The sequence below is a fragment of the Clostridium sp. BJN0013 genome, assembly GCF_040939125.1.
Classification (GTDB): Bacteria; Bacillota; Clostridia; order Clostridiales; family Clostridiaceae; genus Clostridium_B.
In genome coordinates this window covers 1,371,226-1,388,846 of record NZ_CP162495.1, presented here as the reverse complement: position 1 = coordinate 1,388,846, position 17,621 = coordinate 1,371,226, and the positions used below count along the sequence as shown (strand labels likewise).

Annotated in this window: 12 protein-coding genes, 5 pseudogenes and 1 riboswitch; of the genes and pseudogenes, 3 read left to right on the top strand and 14 right to left on the bottom strand. The window is 31.4% G+C overall.

The features are described 5' to 3' along the window. Positions 1-56 precede the first annotated feature (56 nt). The 7 genes and pseudogenes from AB3K27_RS07135 to AB3K27_RS07105 all read right to left on the bottom strand — a co-directional run bounded on the left by AB3K27_RS07135 (position 57) and on the right by AB3K27_RS07105 (position 5,579). Positions 57-1,249: pseudogene (locus AB3K27_RS07135) on the bottom strand (MFS transporter). A gap of 144 nt (positions 1,250-1,393) precedes the next feature. Next, complete coding sequence (locus AB3K27_RS07130) at positions 1,394-2,296, bottom strand: sensor histidine kinase (RefSeq protein WP_368490536.1); 903 nt, start codon at positions 2,294-2,296, stop codon at positions 1,394-1,396. Between the two features lie 16 nt (positions 2,297-2,312). Further along, the gene (locus AB3K27_RS07125; RefSeq protein WP_368490535.1) at positions 2,313-3,065 is read right to left on the bottom strand and encodes a hypothetical protein; all 753 of its coding nucleotides are present in this window, start codon (positions 3,063-3,065) and stop codon (positions 2,313-2,315) included. After that, the gene (locus AB3K27_RS07120; RefSeq protein ID WP_368490534.1) at positions 3,049-3,975 is read right to left on the bottom strand and encodes an ATP-binding cassette domain-containing protein; all 927 of its coding nucleotides are present in this window, start codon (positions 3,973-3,975) and stop codon (positions 3,049-3,051) included. Before AB3K27_RS07120 ends, AB3K27_RS07125 begins: the two co-directional genes overlap by 17 nt. Before the next feature lie 110 nt (positions 3,976-4,085). After that, the gene (locus AB3K27_RS07115) at positions 4,086-4,139 is read right to left on the bottom strand and encodes a hypothetical protein (protein ID WP_368491196.1); all 54 of its coding nucleotides are present in this window, start codon (positions 4,137-4,139) and stop codon (positions 4,086-4,088) included. Between the two features lie 284 nt (positions 4,140-4,423). Further along, positions 4,424-4,639 (bottom strand): annotated as a pseudogene (locus tag AB3K27_RS07110) (response regulator); the annotation flags it as partial. Between the two features lie 215 nt (positions 4,640-4,854). Then, a pseudogene (locus tag AB3K27_RS07105) lies at positions 4,855-5,579 on the bottom strand (IS5 family transposase). 218 nt (positions 5,580-5,797) lie between these two features. On the opposite strand from AB3K27_RS07105, the gene AB3K27_RS07100 reads away from it, so the two are divergent. From AB3K27_RS07100 to AB3K27_RS07090, 3 genes are all read left to right on the top strand, one after another. Beyond that, positions 5,798-6,193, top strand: a complete 396-nt coding sequence (locus AB3K27_RS07100) for a pyridoxamine 5'-phosphate oxidase family protein (protein WP_368490533.1) — start codon at positions 5,798-5,800, stop codon at positions 6,191-6,193. A 431-nt stretch (positions 6,194-6,624) separates the two neighbouring features. Then, positions 6,625-6,713: riboswitch (cyclic di-GMP riboswitch) on the top strand. 111 nt (positions 6,714-6,824) lie between these two features. Then, positions 6,825-7,811, top strand: coding sequence for a 3-oxoacyl-[acyl-carrier-protein] synthase III C-terminal domain-containing protein (locus AB3K27_RS07095; RefSeq protein ID WP_368490532.1), 987 nt, complete (start codon positions 6,825-6,827; stop codon positions 7,809-7,811). A gap of 39 nt (positions 7,812-7,850) precedes the next feature. Continuing rightward, a complete protein-coding gene (locus tag AB3K27_RS07090; RefSeq protein WP_368490531.1) occupies positions 7,851-9,383 on the top strand; it encodes a methyl-accepting chemotaxis protein in 1,533 nt (510 codons plus the stop codon). Between the two features lie 363 nt (positions 9,384-9,746). Here AB3K27_RS07090 and AB3K27_RS07085 read toward each other — a convergent pair. The 7 genes and pseudogenes from AB3K27_RS07085 to AB3K27_RS07055 form a co-directional block, all read right to left on the bottom strand. Continuing rightward, positions 9,747-10,005 (bottom strand): annotated as a pseudogene (locus AB3K27_RS07085) (DapH/DapD/GlmU-related protein); the annotation flags it as partial. 108 nt (positions 10,006-10,113) lie between these two features. Then, entirely contained in the window at positions 10,114-10,893 is a 780-nt protein-coding gene (locus tag AB3K27_RS07080; RefSeq protein ID WP_368490530.1) for an alpha/beta fold hydrolase, read from the bottom strand. Positions 10,894-10,952: 59 nt separating this feature from the next. Continuing rightward, positions 10,953-11,473: pseudogene (locus tag AB3K27_RS07075) on the bottom strand (cysteine hydrolase family protein). A gap of 887 nt (positions 11,474-12,360) precedes the next feature. Beyond that, the gene (gene rlmH / locus AB3K27_RS07070; RefSeq protein ID WP_368490529.1) at positions 12,361-12,840 is read right to left on the bottom strand and encodes a 23S rRNA (pseudouridine(1915)-N(3))-methyltransferase RlmH; all 480 of its coding nucleotides are present in this window, start codon (positions 12,838-12,840) and stop codon (positions 12,361-12,363) included. A gap of 13 nt (positions 12,841-12,853) precedes the next feature. After that, complete coding sequence (gene abc-f / locus AB3K27_RS07065) at positions 12,854-14,476, bottom strand: ribosomal protection-like ABC-F family protein (protein WP_368490528.1); 1,623 nt, start codon at positions 14,474-14,476, stop codon at positions 12,854-12,856. 275 nt (positions 14,477-14,751) lie between these two features. Next, a complete protein-coding gene (hydF, locus tag AB3K27_RS07060) occupies positions 14,752-15,993 on the bottom strand; it encodes a [FeFe] hydrogenase H-cluster maturation GTPase HydF (protein WP_368490527.1) in 1,242 nt (413 codons plus the stop codon). Positions 15,994-16,185: 192 nt separating this feature from the next. Beyond that, positions 16,186-17,583 carry an aspartate ammonia-lyase gene (locus AB3K27_RS07055; protein WP_368490526.1) on the bottom strand — a complete coding sequence of 466 codons (1,398 nt, stop codon included), beginning with the start codon at positions 17,581-17,583 and terminating at the stop codon, positions 16,186-16,188. Positions 17,584-17,621: the final 38 nt, after the last annotated feature.

Here is a 17,621-nt window from a genome sequence, read left to right as displayed (position 1 = left end):
ATTGCATTTAAAGGGCTTGAAATACTTTTATTTTAAAAGTCAGTTGGAAAAATCTTTTATCTGCGTTTTATGCTCAAAACATGAGTTGACGCTGCAATTATTTGAAAAATTATTCCGATGATGCATACTCCAGTCCATCCAGACAATCCCCATAGAAATGTGCCCAGTAACGACCCTAATGCCCCACCACAAAAGTAAAATGTCATATATACAGCATTATTACGACTGCGAGCCGCAGCATCTAAAGCATTTATGCGTGCTGATTTGAAATTTGGCCAGATTGAGTACCTAAATCCAATAGGATTACTCCAATGACAAGTCCCCATATTTGATATCCAAAAATTAAAAAACAAATATATGACAAAAATGAAAGTATTATAGCTATAGTTAAAGTAAATTGAGGACTTTTTTTATCAGCAATTCGTCCCACTATTGAAGCTGCCAAAGCTCATAAAACTCCCACTAATCCAAACATTCCAGCAGCTTGAGCTCCTAAGTTGTAGGCTGGTGATTTAAGTAAAAAAGATAGTGTAGCCCAAAATATGCTGAAAGTCCCAAACATCATTGCGCCAATTAACGAAGATTCCCTTAAAACTGACTGATTTTTCAGTAATCCAATTAAAGATTTGAGTAATTTTCCATAACCCATAGAAGTATCTGAAACAGATTTGGGAAGCCATAAATTAAATATTATAATTAGTAATCCCATCATCCCGGCAGCTATTCTATAAACAACCTGCCATCCTAAAGCTGAACCTATAATTCCACTAAAAACACGGGATATTAAAATGCCGATTAAAAGGCCACTCATTACATTTCCAATCACCTTACCTCTTTCTACTGGATTTGCCAGATGTGCAGCTAAAGGCACAATCAACATTGGAATAATAGAAGTTAGTCCAACCAATAGAGAACTAACCAATAACCAATATATGTTTGAAGCAAATGAAAGAGAAATCAGTGATATTGCTGAACAAAATAACATTTTAATAATTAAGCCTCTACGTTCTTTAATGTCTCCCAATGGAACCAGGAAAATCAGTCCTAGCGCATAGCCAATTTGAATCAGCATAGCCGAAATCCCAATCATAGATGATGATACGTTAAAAAATCTAGAAAGTTCTTCCAGTAAAGGTTGAGAATAATATAAATTAGCTACACTAACTCCACAGGCAATTGACATTAGTACAGTTAAAAATCTGCTCATCTTAACCTCTTTATGTATATTTACATCTGCATGCTGGTTCATAACAATCAATCCTCCAGTTACATTTCATTTTAACGTGAACGTTAAAAAATATATTAAAAAATACATATATTTATTGTTATTTATTTTTCCATTTCAGTTTTGGTATTTTCAATAATTGATTCCATCTTCTGTAACCAAATCATATTAACGTTTAAAACATAATATAAATGTCAAAGTATTATCATGATAATCTGCATTTACAGTACTTAGTTGTAATTCCATCAGCTCTTTGGCAATGGCCAAACCTAAACCTGAAGAGTACTTAGAACGATTAATATCAGCCTTGTATGTACAGTTAAAAAGTTGTAATACATCTTCCTCACTTAAGGACTCACAATCGTTGCTGATGCTGATATTAACATACTCATCCGTTACTCCCAAATCAACTTTGCAGTATGATTTAGCATAACGTATAACATTTTGGAGTAAATTCAACAATACCCTATTGGTAATTTTTTCATCCAATAACACCAACGGAACTTTTTCATCAAGACTCAACTGTAATAAAATGCCTTTATCTTCAAAGTCTTGATAAAACAGTAATAAACTATCACACAGCAGCTGAAATAATGAGTGCGGGTTTAACTGCACCGGATACTCCTTGGCATCAATTAAAGATAAATCATATAATGAATCCACCAGATTGTTTAAGGTTTTCAATTTATATTGCACAGTCTCTAAATATTTTTCTTTGTCTTTTTCCGATAGTTCTAAATGCAAAGTTATGTCAATATATCCCATAATGGAGGTTAGTGGTGTCCGTAAGTCGTGAGAAAAGTTAGCTAAGATTTTTTTGTACTGCTGCTTTTCTTTAACATTTTTCAATTGTAATGCCTTATAGCAATCAACTAAATGATTAATTTCAATAGCCAGCTTCTCTGTTGTTTTATCAGGGGCAAACACCTTAATTTGTTCATTACTTTCAGAAATAAGCCTATTCAATCTGTTAGTTTGTGCAATTAATGCATGGATATTTATTTTAGTAAAATAATATTTTATCAGACAGAGGATAGTTACAACTGACAGTATACACACAATATAAATCATAACTCTCCTCCTTCCATTAGGCTAAATCCTTTTTTTTGAAAATTGTCTGTCCAATAATCAAGCTTATAAAAATAATCATCAATCCCAGCACCCAACACTTCACATCGAAATAAACATTATTGGACATATAATGGACTAAATTATTATCAAACAAGGTAGTAGGTGTCCATTTAGAAATGGTCTTTAAGGCACTTACTCTGCCCACTAAAGTATTGATTGAGACGCCTAAAATTCGATAAATAAATAACAAAATAAGCAGATTTAAAATTTCTGAAACCCCATTAACGGCCAAAACATACCCTAGAATAAAACTAGAAGCAACAATGGGAAATATATTGCTAAAGGCAATTAAAAATTGACCTAGAGTTGAATTATTTGCCAAATCAAAAATAACATTACCACTTAAAATAGTAACTGATAAAATAATAGTGCCCATAATAACTACCCCAAAAGATAAAGTAATCAATTTTGACCAGAAAACAGCCTGGCGAGAATGTCCAAAGGAAACTGCCGCACTCATTTTTGTCTTACTTTTTCGTGTTAATATTAAAATAACCAATAAGCATAAAGTAATAATTAAGGTAGTCATACCGAGTACATTGCTATAATAGAACATTCTTGTGCCATAGGGAAAAGTTGGTTCTTTAAATCTAAAATGCTGTAATACCCCTGCGGCAGCCATGACAAGAAAAGTACTAACTATAATAAGTCCGTAGTATAGCTTTGAACGTATTAAGCGGTAGAATTCACTTCTAATTAGATTCAACATTCTCATCACCTCCTACCAGACCTAAGAAATATTCTTCTAAGTTCTTACTTTTAACCGTCATTTCTAAAATATCCACATTACCTTCATTTAAGAGCCTATTAATTTTTTGACGTTGTGCAATATAATTATAAATCTCCAACTGCTCACCGGCTAAAACCCTATAGTCCATATCTACAAAATGATTTTCTAATATAAAGCAAGCTTTCTTAGCATCATTGACACGAAGGAAAATAAACTGCTGACTCATTTCCAATAATTCTTTCCGGGATAAATCTTGAACAACTTTACCTTTATTTAAAAAAACAAAACGTGTGGCAATTGATTGAAGCTGTGATAAAATATGACTTGAAATCAAAATTGTAATTTGATGTTCTTGATTTAATTTAAGAAACAGTTGACGCATTTCAACCATTCCTTCAGCATCCAGACCATTGGTTGGCTCATCTAAAAGCAAAAAATCCGGTGAAGACAATAAAGCCAATACCAATGATAACCGCTGTTTCATCCCTAATGAATATTGGGAGAATTTCTTCCGATTATGTTGTGCAAGACCTACCCTATTTAATACCTTCTCAATTACTGCCTTTTCAGGAATTCCACGCAGCAAGCGATAGTACTCTAAATTTTGGTGGGCATTAAAGTTATCAAAAAACACATCAGTTTCAATCATGACACCCATTCTCCTGCGGGCATTATGCTTTCCATAGGGTTCGCCAAACAAAGTAATCTCACCTTTTGTGGGAAATATTTCCTCAGCAATCATCTTAAATAAAGTTGATTTACCAGCACCATTTTTTCCGATAATAGCACATATTTCCCCTTTATATAGTTCAAAGTCAGTACTCTCCAAGGCAACCTGGTTTTTATACCTTTTCTCTAAATTAGTTATTTTTAAAATTGGTGTTTTCATCTTCAGTCCTCCTTTACACTTCTTAGTTTACAAACTGTTTTTTAAGAAGCCTTAAGCAAATTATAAAGAAATCATAAAGATGATACCTAAACTAGTGAAAAACCAATTCCTCAAATAGTTTTGATATATTCTTCATTGGTAATAGCAGAAATTTTTTTACGAATATTGGATATATGAACACTGATACTATTGTCATTTCCCTGATAAATTTGGAGAATACTTGTTTGGGATGCTTCAACATAATTTTTAAAATATCGAACTCAACATTGGTGAGATTTAATTCCAACTTTTTAACCATTACCCTATGCTGACTTTCATCCAAAGTAAGTTCTTTCCAATTTAAACAATTCTCTGTGTATTGTAAATAATTTTTACGTAGTTGAACTTCAATTCGTGCAGCAACTTCTTCACGTGCAAAGGGTTTAACCATATAATCATCCGCACCTAATTTTAGCAAGTTCACCCTGTCTTCAATCATATTTTTTGCAGAAATAACAATAACCGGAACAGATGACTGTTTTCTAATTTCCCTCAGTAATTCCTCCCCAGTTAGTCCTGGCAGCATGATATCCAACAAAATTAGATTAAAGGATTGTTGTTGAAGCCTTAATTGAGCCTCTGTACCAGAAAAACAGCAAGTTGCTTTGTATCCTTGTTCTTTCACAATTAATTCCAATATTTTATTAATATCATTATCATCCTCCACAATCAATATTTCTATTTGTTTCAAATACTTCACCTCATTGTACTACTATCTCTCTAATCTATAATTTTTATTATAAACACCTTCAAGAACCTTTTTCAAAAAGGCTACCTTTATTCTCCATCATATCTACTCTTTTAGTATTAGAGTGTGTCTGAAAACAATGCAACAATAAATTACTTAGATAAAATAAAAATAGCAGCAATATAAACAAAAGCAAGGAAAGAATCAGCAAGCTTGTCATAACGAGTTGCAATTCTTCTAAAATGTTTGATTTTGTTAAAGAAACATTCAACTAAATGACGTTCCTTGTACAGCCACCAGTCACAATTCCATGGTTCTCTTACATTTGATTTTGGTGGAATAGTATATGAGGATTTCTTTGAAGTAATATATTCTCTAATTTCATTTGTGCCATATGCCTTATCTGCCAGGATATTGCTGCCTTCTATATCAACGTTGGAAAGAACATCTACGGCCTGTGTACTGTCGTGTAGATTGCCAGATGATAATTGAAAATGGATTGGATTGCCAAGTCCATCAACAACTGCATGAATTTTTGTTGTATGTCCGCCGCGACTCAGTCCAATATGCTGTTTTGTTTCGCTGTTTACAGCCCCTTTTTAGCACCAGCACTGTGCTGGTGGGCTTTTATACATGTTGAATCAATGCTTAAATTTTCATAATCTGCATCTGAGGTTAACTCTTTAAAAATTGTTAATAAAGTACCATCGTTACGCCACTTACAAAAACGACTGTATACAGTTTTCCATGAACCGAAGCGTTCTGGTAAATCACGCCATGCTGCACCACTTCTTGCAATCCATAGTATGGCATTAAATATAAGTCGGTTGTCTTTTGGAGGTCGTCCTGTTTTTGCTATTGGAATTAAGTTTTTTATTTGATCCCATTATTCATCTGATATTTCATAACGCTTCTGTGACATATTTGCACCCTCCAAGTTTTTTATCTTATTTTACCTAAAACTCGGTTCTTTCGCAATATTTAGTTTTCAGACACACCCTAATTTAATACTAAAATTATGCAAAAATCATACTTGTTATTTTAAATACAAGAGTTAAAATGATTATATCATACAAATTGAAAGGAGTAATTAAAATGAATGAAGTTTATCAATATCTAAAAGATATCGGTACCTATTACCTAGCAACATCTGAAGGCGATCAACCAAGGGTTCGACCTTTTGGTACAATAGCTATCTTTGAAGGAAATCTTTACATTCAGACTGGAAACGTCAAAAAGGTATTTGCACAAATGAAAAAGAATCCTAAAGTTGAGATCTGTGCTATGGGTAAAGATGGAACTTGGATACGTATTACAGCCACTGCTGTACAGGATGACAGAGTTGAAGCTAGACAACATATGCTTGATGAATATCCAAATCTTAAAAATATGTATGCTGCTGACGATGGAAATTGTGAAGTACTTTACCTAAAAAGTGCAACTGCCACCATATATTCCTTTACAGAAAAACCTAAAACTATTAAGTTTTAAACTTACTTTCAAAATATTGAGCTATTATACATAAACACATCATCTTATGTTATTAGAGTTAAACCAATAAGATTGTGTAATGGTTCTATATAAAGCTAAGGTTATTCATAGACAAATATTTTCTGTTAGTAACCCTAGTCTAATGTTACTATTTCAAGGTAGTTTATTCTCCTCCACCAGATTTATACTCTATCATATTTCTATTCGATTTATCAATTTTGTAACAAATGATTTACTCAGCATCACATACTACAACTAAATTACGAATGAGACAATTTAAATTCTATAAAAAAACAGCCTTTTTTTATCTTATAGTAAAATTATATTTTACTATAAATTACATATTTACACTAATTACGTCATACAAATTACAAAAATAAAATATTTCTATTGAATTTTGTAAAATTTGGGCGTAATATAGTTTATATAAATATTGATAATAGCACACTTATCGAAAGGTAGGGTCGCAAAGCTATGGGTCTTAAGAAAATTATTTTTCTATGATTGCCAGGTTGCCAAAGTTTATCTAACTATAAAAAATCATGTATATTTTGGTGCCTATTATTAATAGTAAATAATGGGCACTTTTAATTTATAAAGTGATAAAGTGCTATTTTAGGGAGGACATAAATTGGGAGTAAAATTAAGTTATATTGATGTATGCCATGGATCAAAAGTTATTTCAAATGATTTTTATCTTGAATACTTTAGAAAACAAGACAAGGATATTAAACACCTACTTGCAGATGTAATGGGAAGAGATAAAAGATATATGCTAGATGATGGTGAGTCAGCCCTTCAACTAACTATAAAGGCAGGAAAATCCGTGTTAAAAAAAGCTAATCTTGAAGGAAAAGACATTGATGCAATTATATATTCCTCCATATTGCCAGAATATATATCACCTGCAACGTCAATTTTAATACATAAAGAATTAAATATGAGTGCTAATGTAATGTGCCTTGATGTCAATGCAAATTGTGCAGGTATGGCTGTTGCCCTTGAAAATATGTCAAATTATCTTATGTCATCAAAACGTGCAAAAAGAGTTCTTATAATTGGCTGCGATGACGATAATGCTATTATAAATCATGATAATGAGCTATGTTATGGTAATTACGGTTATGCAGCATGCGCAATGATTTTAGAAAAGGTTGATGAGGACTGTGGCTTAATTGATAATGAATATTATGTGAACACAGATATAGTGGACAAGGTTCTTTATCCAAGCCGTGGGTTTTCAAGTTTTTTGAAATCAAAAAATTTGGATGAACTTTATCTTAAGTGGCTTCCTTTTAGCAGTGAGAAGTTTATTTCAAATGCTGTTAGAATTATGGAAAAAATGATTAAACGAAATGGAATTACAAAGGATGATATAAGTATGTTCTGTTTTTCACAGCTTGCAGTTAAAAATATATATAAAATAAGAGAAGCTATGGATATATCTGAGGAAAAAAGCTTGTATATTGGAGATAAATATGGATACACAGGTACAAGCAGTCCCTTCATAGCACTTTATGAAGCAATAGAAAAAGGTAAGGTAAAAAGAGGAGACTATATAATGATTTGGACATTTGCTGCAGGATCACAAGGCATAGTTATATTATTCAAATATTAAACAAGATTTTAAATAAAAATTATATAATGGGGGTACTAAATGGAATATAAAGAAAGTTTTCAAAAAATCTTTAATAAGAAGTCTTTAAAAATAGTTCTAATAATTTACATGGTATGTTGCATTATGTCTTTTATATGTTTTTCTGTTATGAAATTAATTGGTATAAACGACGAAATAACTTCAAATACCTTGATTGTACTTGGAATACTTGTTGCTATTTATGGAGCAGTATTTTATAAGTGCTATAAATGGGTAGTTGCTTGCGACAGTATTGACCCAAAAGCTTTAAATGTAACTAAAATCTTAGTTTTAACAATAACGTATTTTCAATATTTATATCTTAATTTTACTATGCATTTGAATTCTGTGTGGTTAATAGTTATCTTTTTTGTTATCCTCGGAGCTCTGTTTTTCGATCTTAAAATGATAATAGCTTCAGTAGTATTAAGTGCTTTATGTATTGTAATAGTATTTATTCATAATCCATCTATTCTTAAGTATGAAAAATTGGCAAGTGCAGAAATATATATGACTATGGTTACTGTGGTTATTACTTTTGTACTTCTTTTTATAATGGTCTACATGGCATCAAAGCTCTTGAAATCAATTAGTGAAAAAGAAGCTGAAATTAGAGAAGAAAATGAAAAATTGCTTAAGTTATTTAAAAGAATATCTGAGATTTCAAATACTGTCTTATCATCTAGTGAAAATTTAAGTGCTGCTATTGCAGAACAGACAAGTTCTCTTGTTGAAGTTTCAGATGCAACAAGCCTCGCATCTCAGAATTCAGATGAAATGCTTGATAAATCAAATAACAATGAAGATATACTCCATACTTTGTTAAATACTAATGAAGTTGTTGTTGATAAGATTAAAGACAGCAAAAATAAAATAAATAATCTTATAGGAATTACAGAAGATAATCAAAAATCATTGAATGATACTCTTTCAATTATTTCAAATATAAAAGATGAAATAGCAAATACATTTGAGTCAACTAAAGATCTTGAAGAGAAATCTGCTAAAGTTGATGAAATATTGAATCTTATCGGAAATATATCTGAGCAAACTAATCTTCTTGCTTTAAATGCTTCAATCGAGGCAGCAAGAGCAGGTGAATATGGTAAAGGTTTTGCAGTAGTAGCGGATGAAATTAGAAAACTTTCTGAAGACACAAAACAATCTTTGGATCAGGCAAGTACAATAGTAAGTAAATTAAAGAATAAGATTAACATAGTACAGGATCAGATGAAGGGCAATAACAAAAAATCTCAGGAAGGAAACAGCATTATAAATCAAACTGTAAGTAGAATAAATGATATGAATAATCATTTAAAATCATTTAGCAGCAATATCATTGATATAAATGAAGCATCCAATACTTTATTTTTACAAACTAAAAATGCTGTTAAATTCAATAAAGAAATATCAAATATAACTAAAAACACAATATTACAATATCACACTGTAGCTGAAACAATTTCTCAAAATGCTTCTACATGTGAAGAAATTGAAGCAAATATAAATGAGCTTAAAAATATAGCCGAAGATATGAATAAACTTGTAAAATAGAAAAGAGCCTTTAAAAAATTTTGTGTAAAGTGAACAAAAGCTACTCTTTCAAGGCAATAATTTTAGATAACAAATTTACAATTATTAACATGAAGGAGTGTTTTTTTATGTGGAATATTTCTAAAGAAGTTTTAAAGAAATTACTCCTCCACTTATTTCATCCTTTATTTTAAACTTTAAATTTTTATCACCGACAATCAGAGTCAAATATTCCTTGTCATCTATAAAATATTTACTTCCCATCTTTCCCATTATATTGTAGGTGCGTATAAATACCTCTCCATTTTGCAATTGTACCTTGCTTTTACCAAAATGAGAAGCTATATTATTGTAATCCGAATTGGACATAATAGACATAATATAAGTAACCACTGAGTTTGCTGCAACAATTGCCCCATCACCTATATGAATTCCAGGCATAATAGTAACATTTTGTCCTATCCAAACATCATTACCAATAACAGCATCACCCTTAATTGGCAAATCCTCAAACGTGTTTTTCAAAGTTTTCTGGTCCACTAAGATCATCATAGTAAGTATAATCTCCAATAATAATATTGGGACGAGTAATTACGTTTTTAATATAACAAACACTCTCTATTACTTCATTTGGATATATCACATTTGGGTTTGGACCTTATTGTAAATTTTTACTCATTAGAAACACCGTCCTTATCAATACGAAATAAAATAGATTATATTCCACTCGTAATTGACCAATTTCTAAAGTCTACAATCCTCGTGCATAAAGAATACCTTTTTTTATTGCTTCTGCTAATCCCTTCGGATTTTCCCAAGCCATAGAATGTCCTGCTGATTTTACAATTTCAATATTTATCATGTGCTTCTCCAACTCAGTTTGGTCATCGTCCGGCAAAGATTTTTCACCAAAAATGAATGTTCTTTTACATGGCAACGAATATAATATTTCACGCCATGACGGCTCCGCTCCAGCAACCGCTGACTTTGAAATTCTACTAATTGCTGTGGAAGAACAAACTGATAATGCGGATGCCCATATAGAATTTTCACTAGAATTTTCATTGACAACTTCATCAAATATTCCATTTACAAAATCTTCTTCTTTATAGGTTTCAAATTCATAACTTGATGAACCCTGGCTACTTTTATCCAAATTAGCTTCACTAAGAATAATTGTTTCAATATTCTCTTTACATCTATTAGCAAGTTCAAGTGCAATAGCCCCACCTAAACTATGTGCAAAAATAATAAGCCTATAAAGCTTTAGGTCTTGTACAAAATTATACAAATATTTCGCATGTTCTTTTACAGTATATAAATAATTGTCTGGTTTATCACTAAACCCACTGCCAAGCAAATCTATTAATATTCGTCTGTGATTTATTAAACAAGTTTGTGATGCTACTTCAGGATAATCAAATGAGCCAGCACAACCCAATCCATGAATAAATAATATTGGCGTGTCTTTACCAGGTAAATCATGATACCTAATCTTGTTGTTCATGTTATCTACTATGTATTCTTTCATAAAAATCCTCCTTGTTAAATATAAATACTTAAAATCTTTTTACTCAAATTGGAATTTAACTATTTCATTCTTTTAATCGTTTCATCCAATGAAATACATTCTGCATATCTGCCATTCCACATAAATTCATTGTAATATTTATAGCTTTCTTCTGCTGACATAAATTTATTATTAACTGTTGCATTTGCATATGCTGGAACTATAATATTAAATCCATGTTCAAATCCGCATTTTATAGTAGCATCAATACAATAATCTGTTTGAAGTCCTATAATGATTATATCTTTTTCACCCTTATCTATTAAATATTCTAATAATCCTGTTTCTTTAAAAGCACTATTGACCTTTTTATCAAATATCTTTTCATCATTCATCGGTTGAAACTTTTCATATATTTCAAAACCATCAGTTCCTTTTGTTAATTTATTTCCTATTCCACCATCATGACGCACATATATTACTTCAATATTGTTTACCTAGCCTCATGTATTATTTTCTTAACATTAGATACAAACATATCAAATTTATATAATTTTTCATTGGTTATTAACTTTTGTGTATCAACTACTAATAAAACCATTTTAATCTCCTCCCAAATTACTATTTAACTGTAAAATTATATAAACGGTCTTTACTTAACAGTTGGTTATTTTTTTGAATTAATTTATAAATAAATTATATCATTTTTTTTCATAATGTCCTGAACCTCCGAATAACTTTTCTTTACAAATTTATATAGATAATATAGGATAAATAGCAGCATTAGCTATGCTTTCAAATGTATCTTTCCTTCCAGTTTGCCTATGATTGTATATATTTTTGAAATATTCCTCAATTTCCTGAAACACTTCCCTATCTATTTATGACTTATCCTTTAACAGCTCAATATCTTTCAGTGTTTTGATAATTTTCATGTTACCATCCTCCAAATATAAAAAATAAAGCATTTCCTGATCCGACTCTACATCAACAAATGCTTTTATATTTCTATAATATATATTTTTAAAGAAACAGATAATACCAGCTATAGGATTAAAACATCATACATGCTATAATTTACTAGTACAATTAAATAGGTTGCCTGTGGGCTACTGGTATCGCCCATCCCTTTTTGAAGGGAGGTGATACAAATGAGTAACAGCATTTTAATGTTACTATTTCAAAGTGGTTTATTCTTAATATCACTATTAACATTAATAGTTTTACTTATAGAAAAAATAGTAGCTCCTACCGGCAAGTGGCTGCTACTATTTTTGTTTAAAAAATTTAGTAATACCAGTTGCCTAAACAACTAGATTGTATACTACAGTATGTTGACAGCATCCTGTTTTTATTTCCTTTCTTTGTATTTATATTATAACACATTTTACAATTTAAAATCATATATTCATAAAATTTTTATCAATATTAACCTCAAGTCAATCTCCCAATCCCGCTCATATCAACCTATTACTCAAAAAACCTCCGTTATTTGTGGTACGGTTCTCCTCTCATTATCCTAAACCCCCTATAAATCTGCTCAAGGAGCATCATTCTAAAAAGTTGATGTGGAAAAGTCATTTTTGAAAAACACAGTTTATAATGAGCCCTTTTTAAAATTTTACTGGAAATGCCAAGTGAACCTCCAATTATAAAGGTAATATTGCTTTTTCCTGAAAGCCCTAAATGCCCTATAAGATTTGAAAACTCTTCAGAACCCATCATATTTCCCTTTAAATCAAGAGCCACTACATACATATTGTCATTTATATACTTAAGTATTCTCATGCCTTCCTTTTCCCTTATAATATTTTCTTCACTTTCAGAAGCATTATCGGGAGTCTTTTCATCTTGTACTTCCACTATATTTAATTTGCAGTACCGAGAGAGCCTTTTGGAATACTCCTCCACTGCATCTTTAATATATTTCTCTTTCAATTTTCCTACGGCAATTATAGTAATATTCATATTATCTCCATTTTCACGTGTTTTTGTTTAATTTCTTTAAAATGCTTTTATATTCCAATTCAAGGACTTCTCTATCACAATTTGGCAGTGACATTTTAGAAATAATTTCAGTAAGTCTCATCTCTAAAATTGACTTCTCCATTCCATGATAGCTATTGTTATTTTTCAGTTTTTGCTGCTCCTTAAATTCTTTCAAATTCCCATTAAATTCTGTTATTTTTCCACCTTCTAATAACATTAATCTGTCTGCCACTGAATTTATAAATTTGCTGTCATGGGATACAAATACAGCTGTACCTTCATAGGTTTTAAGAATGCTTTCAAGAGCCTCAATAGACTGCATGTCAAGATAATTTGTAGGCTCATCAAGAAGTAATACATTGGCTCTTGAAACAAATAATTTTGCAAAAGAAACTTTTATCCTTTCTCCTCCACTTAGTACAGATACTTTTTTGTATACATCATCACCAAAAAACAATAATCTTGCCAGAATTGTCCTTACAAAGCTTTCACTTTGAATGGAATCTTCCATTACATTTTCAATTAAGGTCTTATTATAGTCTAAATTTTCAAATCTCTGACAGAAGTAGCCTATTACCGCCTTAGGTACAGTATATATTGGATCAAAGTGACTATCTATAAGATTTAGCAATGTAGTTTTTCCCGAACCATTATTTCCAACCAAGGCAGTTTTACTTCCATTGTATATTTTAAAATCAGTATTATTTAAAACAACATTACTGTCATAGCTAAAACATATTTTATTTCCAGATATCACTATTTTATTTCTAGGAGGATCAGTCAGTGAAAAATCAAATTTTATTTCTGGAATTTTATCCGGTTTTTCCTTAATCTCCAGTTTCTCCAGACGGGTTTTCATAGTTTTTGCTGCCCCTTCTACTTTTTTTCTTTTTCCATAGGTTTCTCTCTTGTGAAGTCTTGCTTCTGAATTTCCCATTCTCTTTGGAGTTTTTTTCATAGATTTTGATTTGTTTTCTCTCTCGGAAATAGCTTTCTGAAGCCTTGACTTCTCACTTATATATTGAGTATATTCATTTTGCATGCTTTTCATCTCTATAGATTTTTGTTTAACATAAGAGGAGTAATTTCCTTCATAGAAAGAAAGTTTTCCATTTTCTATTTCAACAATTTTATTGCAAAGTGAATCCATAAAATCCCTGTCATGACTTATTAACATAAATGTTTCTATATTAGATAATTTTTTTTGTAAAAGCTTAATACCATCATAATCCAAATTGGAAGTAGGTTCATCTGCCAGAAGCAGTTCCCCCTCCTTACTTAATGCAGCTGCGATATTGAGCTTGGTATATTCCCCTCCACTTACATTGCTTTTGTCAATTTTTTTCTCTACTTTAAACTCTTTTAATATTTTTCCATCAGCTGTTATATTCTCATTTGAAAATTGTTTAATATATGATATAGAACAGTGCCTGTAAATGATCCCCCCATCTTCTTTTGCATTCCCTGCTAAGACATTTAAAAGAGTACTTTTCCCTGCACCATTTCTACCTACAATTCCTATCTTATCTCCACTTTCTACCTTTAAATTCTTTAAAGATAGAATAAGCCTATTCCCATAATATTTTTTTAAATTCCTAGCTTCTAAAATAAGCATAAAAAAATCTCTCCTTTGCAAAATGCTGGAAAGATAAATGAAAAACAGGTACATAAATAGTATACTATACCTAAATTTATAGTACTGTTATCATACTTATAGTGTGTTATTTCATTTAAACTAATCCAGCAGAATAAAAGGCTTACTTAGCCCGTAAAATTTAAATTTAATTCTCCTAAAGCTGAATTAGTTTATCTTCATTAATTACATACCTTGCCCTTTTATAATATTAATTACATTTTATCAGATTTAATTTAAGATATCAATTATAAAAATTAATGTTCTTCCACTTCATCCCATATCATTTTAGCCCTTGGAAATGGCGTCAAAGCTCTGTCCAGTATACCCTGAACATAGGCAATAAGTATACCATAATTAACTATAGGTACTTTAAACTCCTTGGCAGTATTAATTCTATGCAGCATTGCAGATTTATTTAGCATACATCCTCCACAGTGAACTATAAGAGAATATCTCTTTATGTCATCTGTAAAAGATACCCCAGAGGAGAACTCAAAATCTATTTTTTTACCTGTAATCTGCCTTATCCACCTTGGTATTTTTACTTTTCCTATATCATCAGACTGTCTGTGATGAGTACACCCTTCTGCTATTAATACCTTATCTCCGTCTTTCAATTTCTTTACAGCTTTAACCCCCTTTATAAGTTCTATTAAGTCACCTTTAAATCTGGCAAATAATATAGAAAAAGAAGTCATCAAAATATCCTTTGGTGTATCTGCAGCCACTTTTAAAAATGCCTGGGAATCTGTAATTACTATTTTAGGTTTTTTACCTAAGCTTTCCAATGTTTCTCTAAGTTCATATTCCTTGGTGACCACTGCAATAGCATCACTTTCAAGTACATCCCTTATGGTTTGCTGCTGGGGTAATATAAGTCTCCCCTTAGGTGCGGCCTTGTCTATAGGAGTAACCAGTATCACAAAATCTCCAGGACTTATCAAATCCCCAATTATCTTGAATTTATCCTCTTCCTTAGGCAATATACCGGATATCTGATTTTTTAATTCTCTTATTCCCTTTCCTGTAACAGCAGATACAGCCATAAGAGGAATATCCAATTCCTCCTTTATATTTTTAATATCTTTCTCATCTATATTGGATATATCCCACTTATTTAAAATCCCTATAAGAGGAATTTTTTTACTCTTAATTTCATCAATTATATATCTGTCATACTCTGTAATCCCTACAGTTGAATCTATTATTACCAGTGATATATCTGTCTTATTCAAAACTTCCAGAGTTTTTTTCTTTCTCAATTCTCCAAGGTGTCCACTATCGTCAAGTCCTGCTGTATCTATTATGACACAGGGACCTATGGGAAGAATTTCTATTGATTTATAGACCGGATCCGTAGTAGTGCCCTTCACACTAGATACAATAGCTATATCCTGCCCTGTTATGGCATTTATAATACTTGATTTACCTGCATTTCTCCTTCCAAAAAGAGCTATATGTACTCTAACGGAACGGGGGGCTTCATTTAAACTCATTTGTTATCTTTAGCGAGAGAAATTCACTATAAGTTTCAGACTCTCACTAAATTCACCTCCTTTTTAATGATTAAGAGTTAAAAGTGAAGATTAAAAAGTTAAGGAAAAATTTTTAGATTTTCTAAAGTTTACAAAAGAAAATTATCCTAAACTCTTAATTCTTAACCCTCAACCCTTAATTGTTTAAAAGACTCATATTCCCGGTATTCCAGGCTTTGTAAGTTGATATGGATTTATTATTTCATCTATCTTTTCCCTTGGAAGTACTTCCTCTTGATATAAAACTTCTCTTATTGTTTTATGCTCTTTTAAAGCCTTTTCTGCCAGTTTTCCAGCCCTGTCATATCCTATGTAATGCACAAGAGCTGTTACCAGAGCAGTAGATGCCTCAAGATTTTTTTTGCAATTTTCTTCATTTACCTTAATTCCTTTGATGCACTTTTCTCTAAATATTATAACTGTCTTTTCTAAAAGTTCCAATGACTCCAGTAAACCTTCTGCAATTAAAGGGGTAAATGCATTTAGTTCCAGTTGTCCTGAACTGCTTGCCATGGTGATGGCGATATCATTTGATATTACCTTCATACTTACCTGGGCAGTCATTTCTGCTATAACCGGATTAACTTTGCCTGGCATAATGGTAGAACCGGATTGTACTTTAGGAAGCACAATTTCTCCAATCCCCCCTACAGGTCCTGAATTTAAAATTCTTAAATCATTTGAAATTTTCAATAGATTAACTGCCAAAGATTTCAATAATCCTGAAACTTCCACAAATATGTCACAATTTTGAGTTACATCCATTGGATAATCTGACCTTGCAATTCCAAGACCCGTTAAATCCTGAAGCACATCTGTTATCTCATATACAAATTTATTGCTGGCATTAAGTCCTGTACCTATGGCAGTACCTCCTATATTAACTTCTCTCAACCTTTCTTCCACCTTATATATTCTCCATCTGTCTCTGGCTATTGCTTTTGCATAAGCTCCAAATCCCTGTCCTACCATCATAGGCAACGCATCCATAAGCTGGGTTCTTCCAAGCTTTATTATATCTGAAAATTCATTTTCCTTTATCTGAAGCTCTTCCTGCAGCTCTGCAAGACAGCTGCTTAATTTTCTTATAAGTTTTATAGCTGCAATTCTTAAAGCCGTGGGATAAACATCATTAGTTGACTGCGACATATTTACATCATTTAATGGGTGCACTAAATTATAATTTCCTTTTTTCCCTCCCAGTATTTCTATAGCTCTGTTAGCTATAACCTCATTTACATTCATATTTGTAGACGTTCCGGCTCCCCCTTGAAATGCACTAAGGTAAAACTGGCTATCAAACTTTCCTTCTATAACCTCTTCACTGGCTTTAATTATAGCCTCTGCTTTATCTTTAGGAAGTTCTTTTAAATCTTCATTTACTATGGCAGCTGCTTTCTTTATAAGTGCAATTTCTTTTATTAAATTTAAATTTACGGTTTTTCCTCCTAAATTAAAATTCTCAAGAGCCCTTTTGGTATTGATTCCAAAATAAGAAGAATCATCTATTTCTTTCTCTCCCAGTAAATCCTTTTCTATTCTAATTTGCATACCAAACCTCCTAATGCTAAGTTGAAAATTATTATATA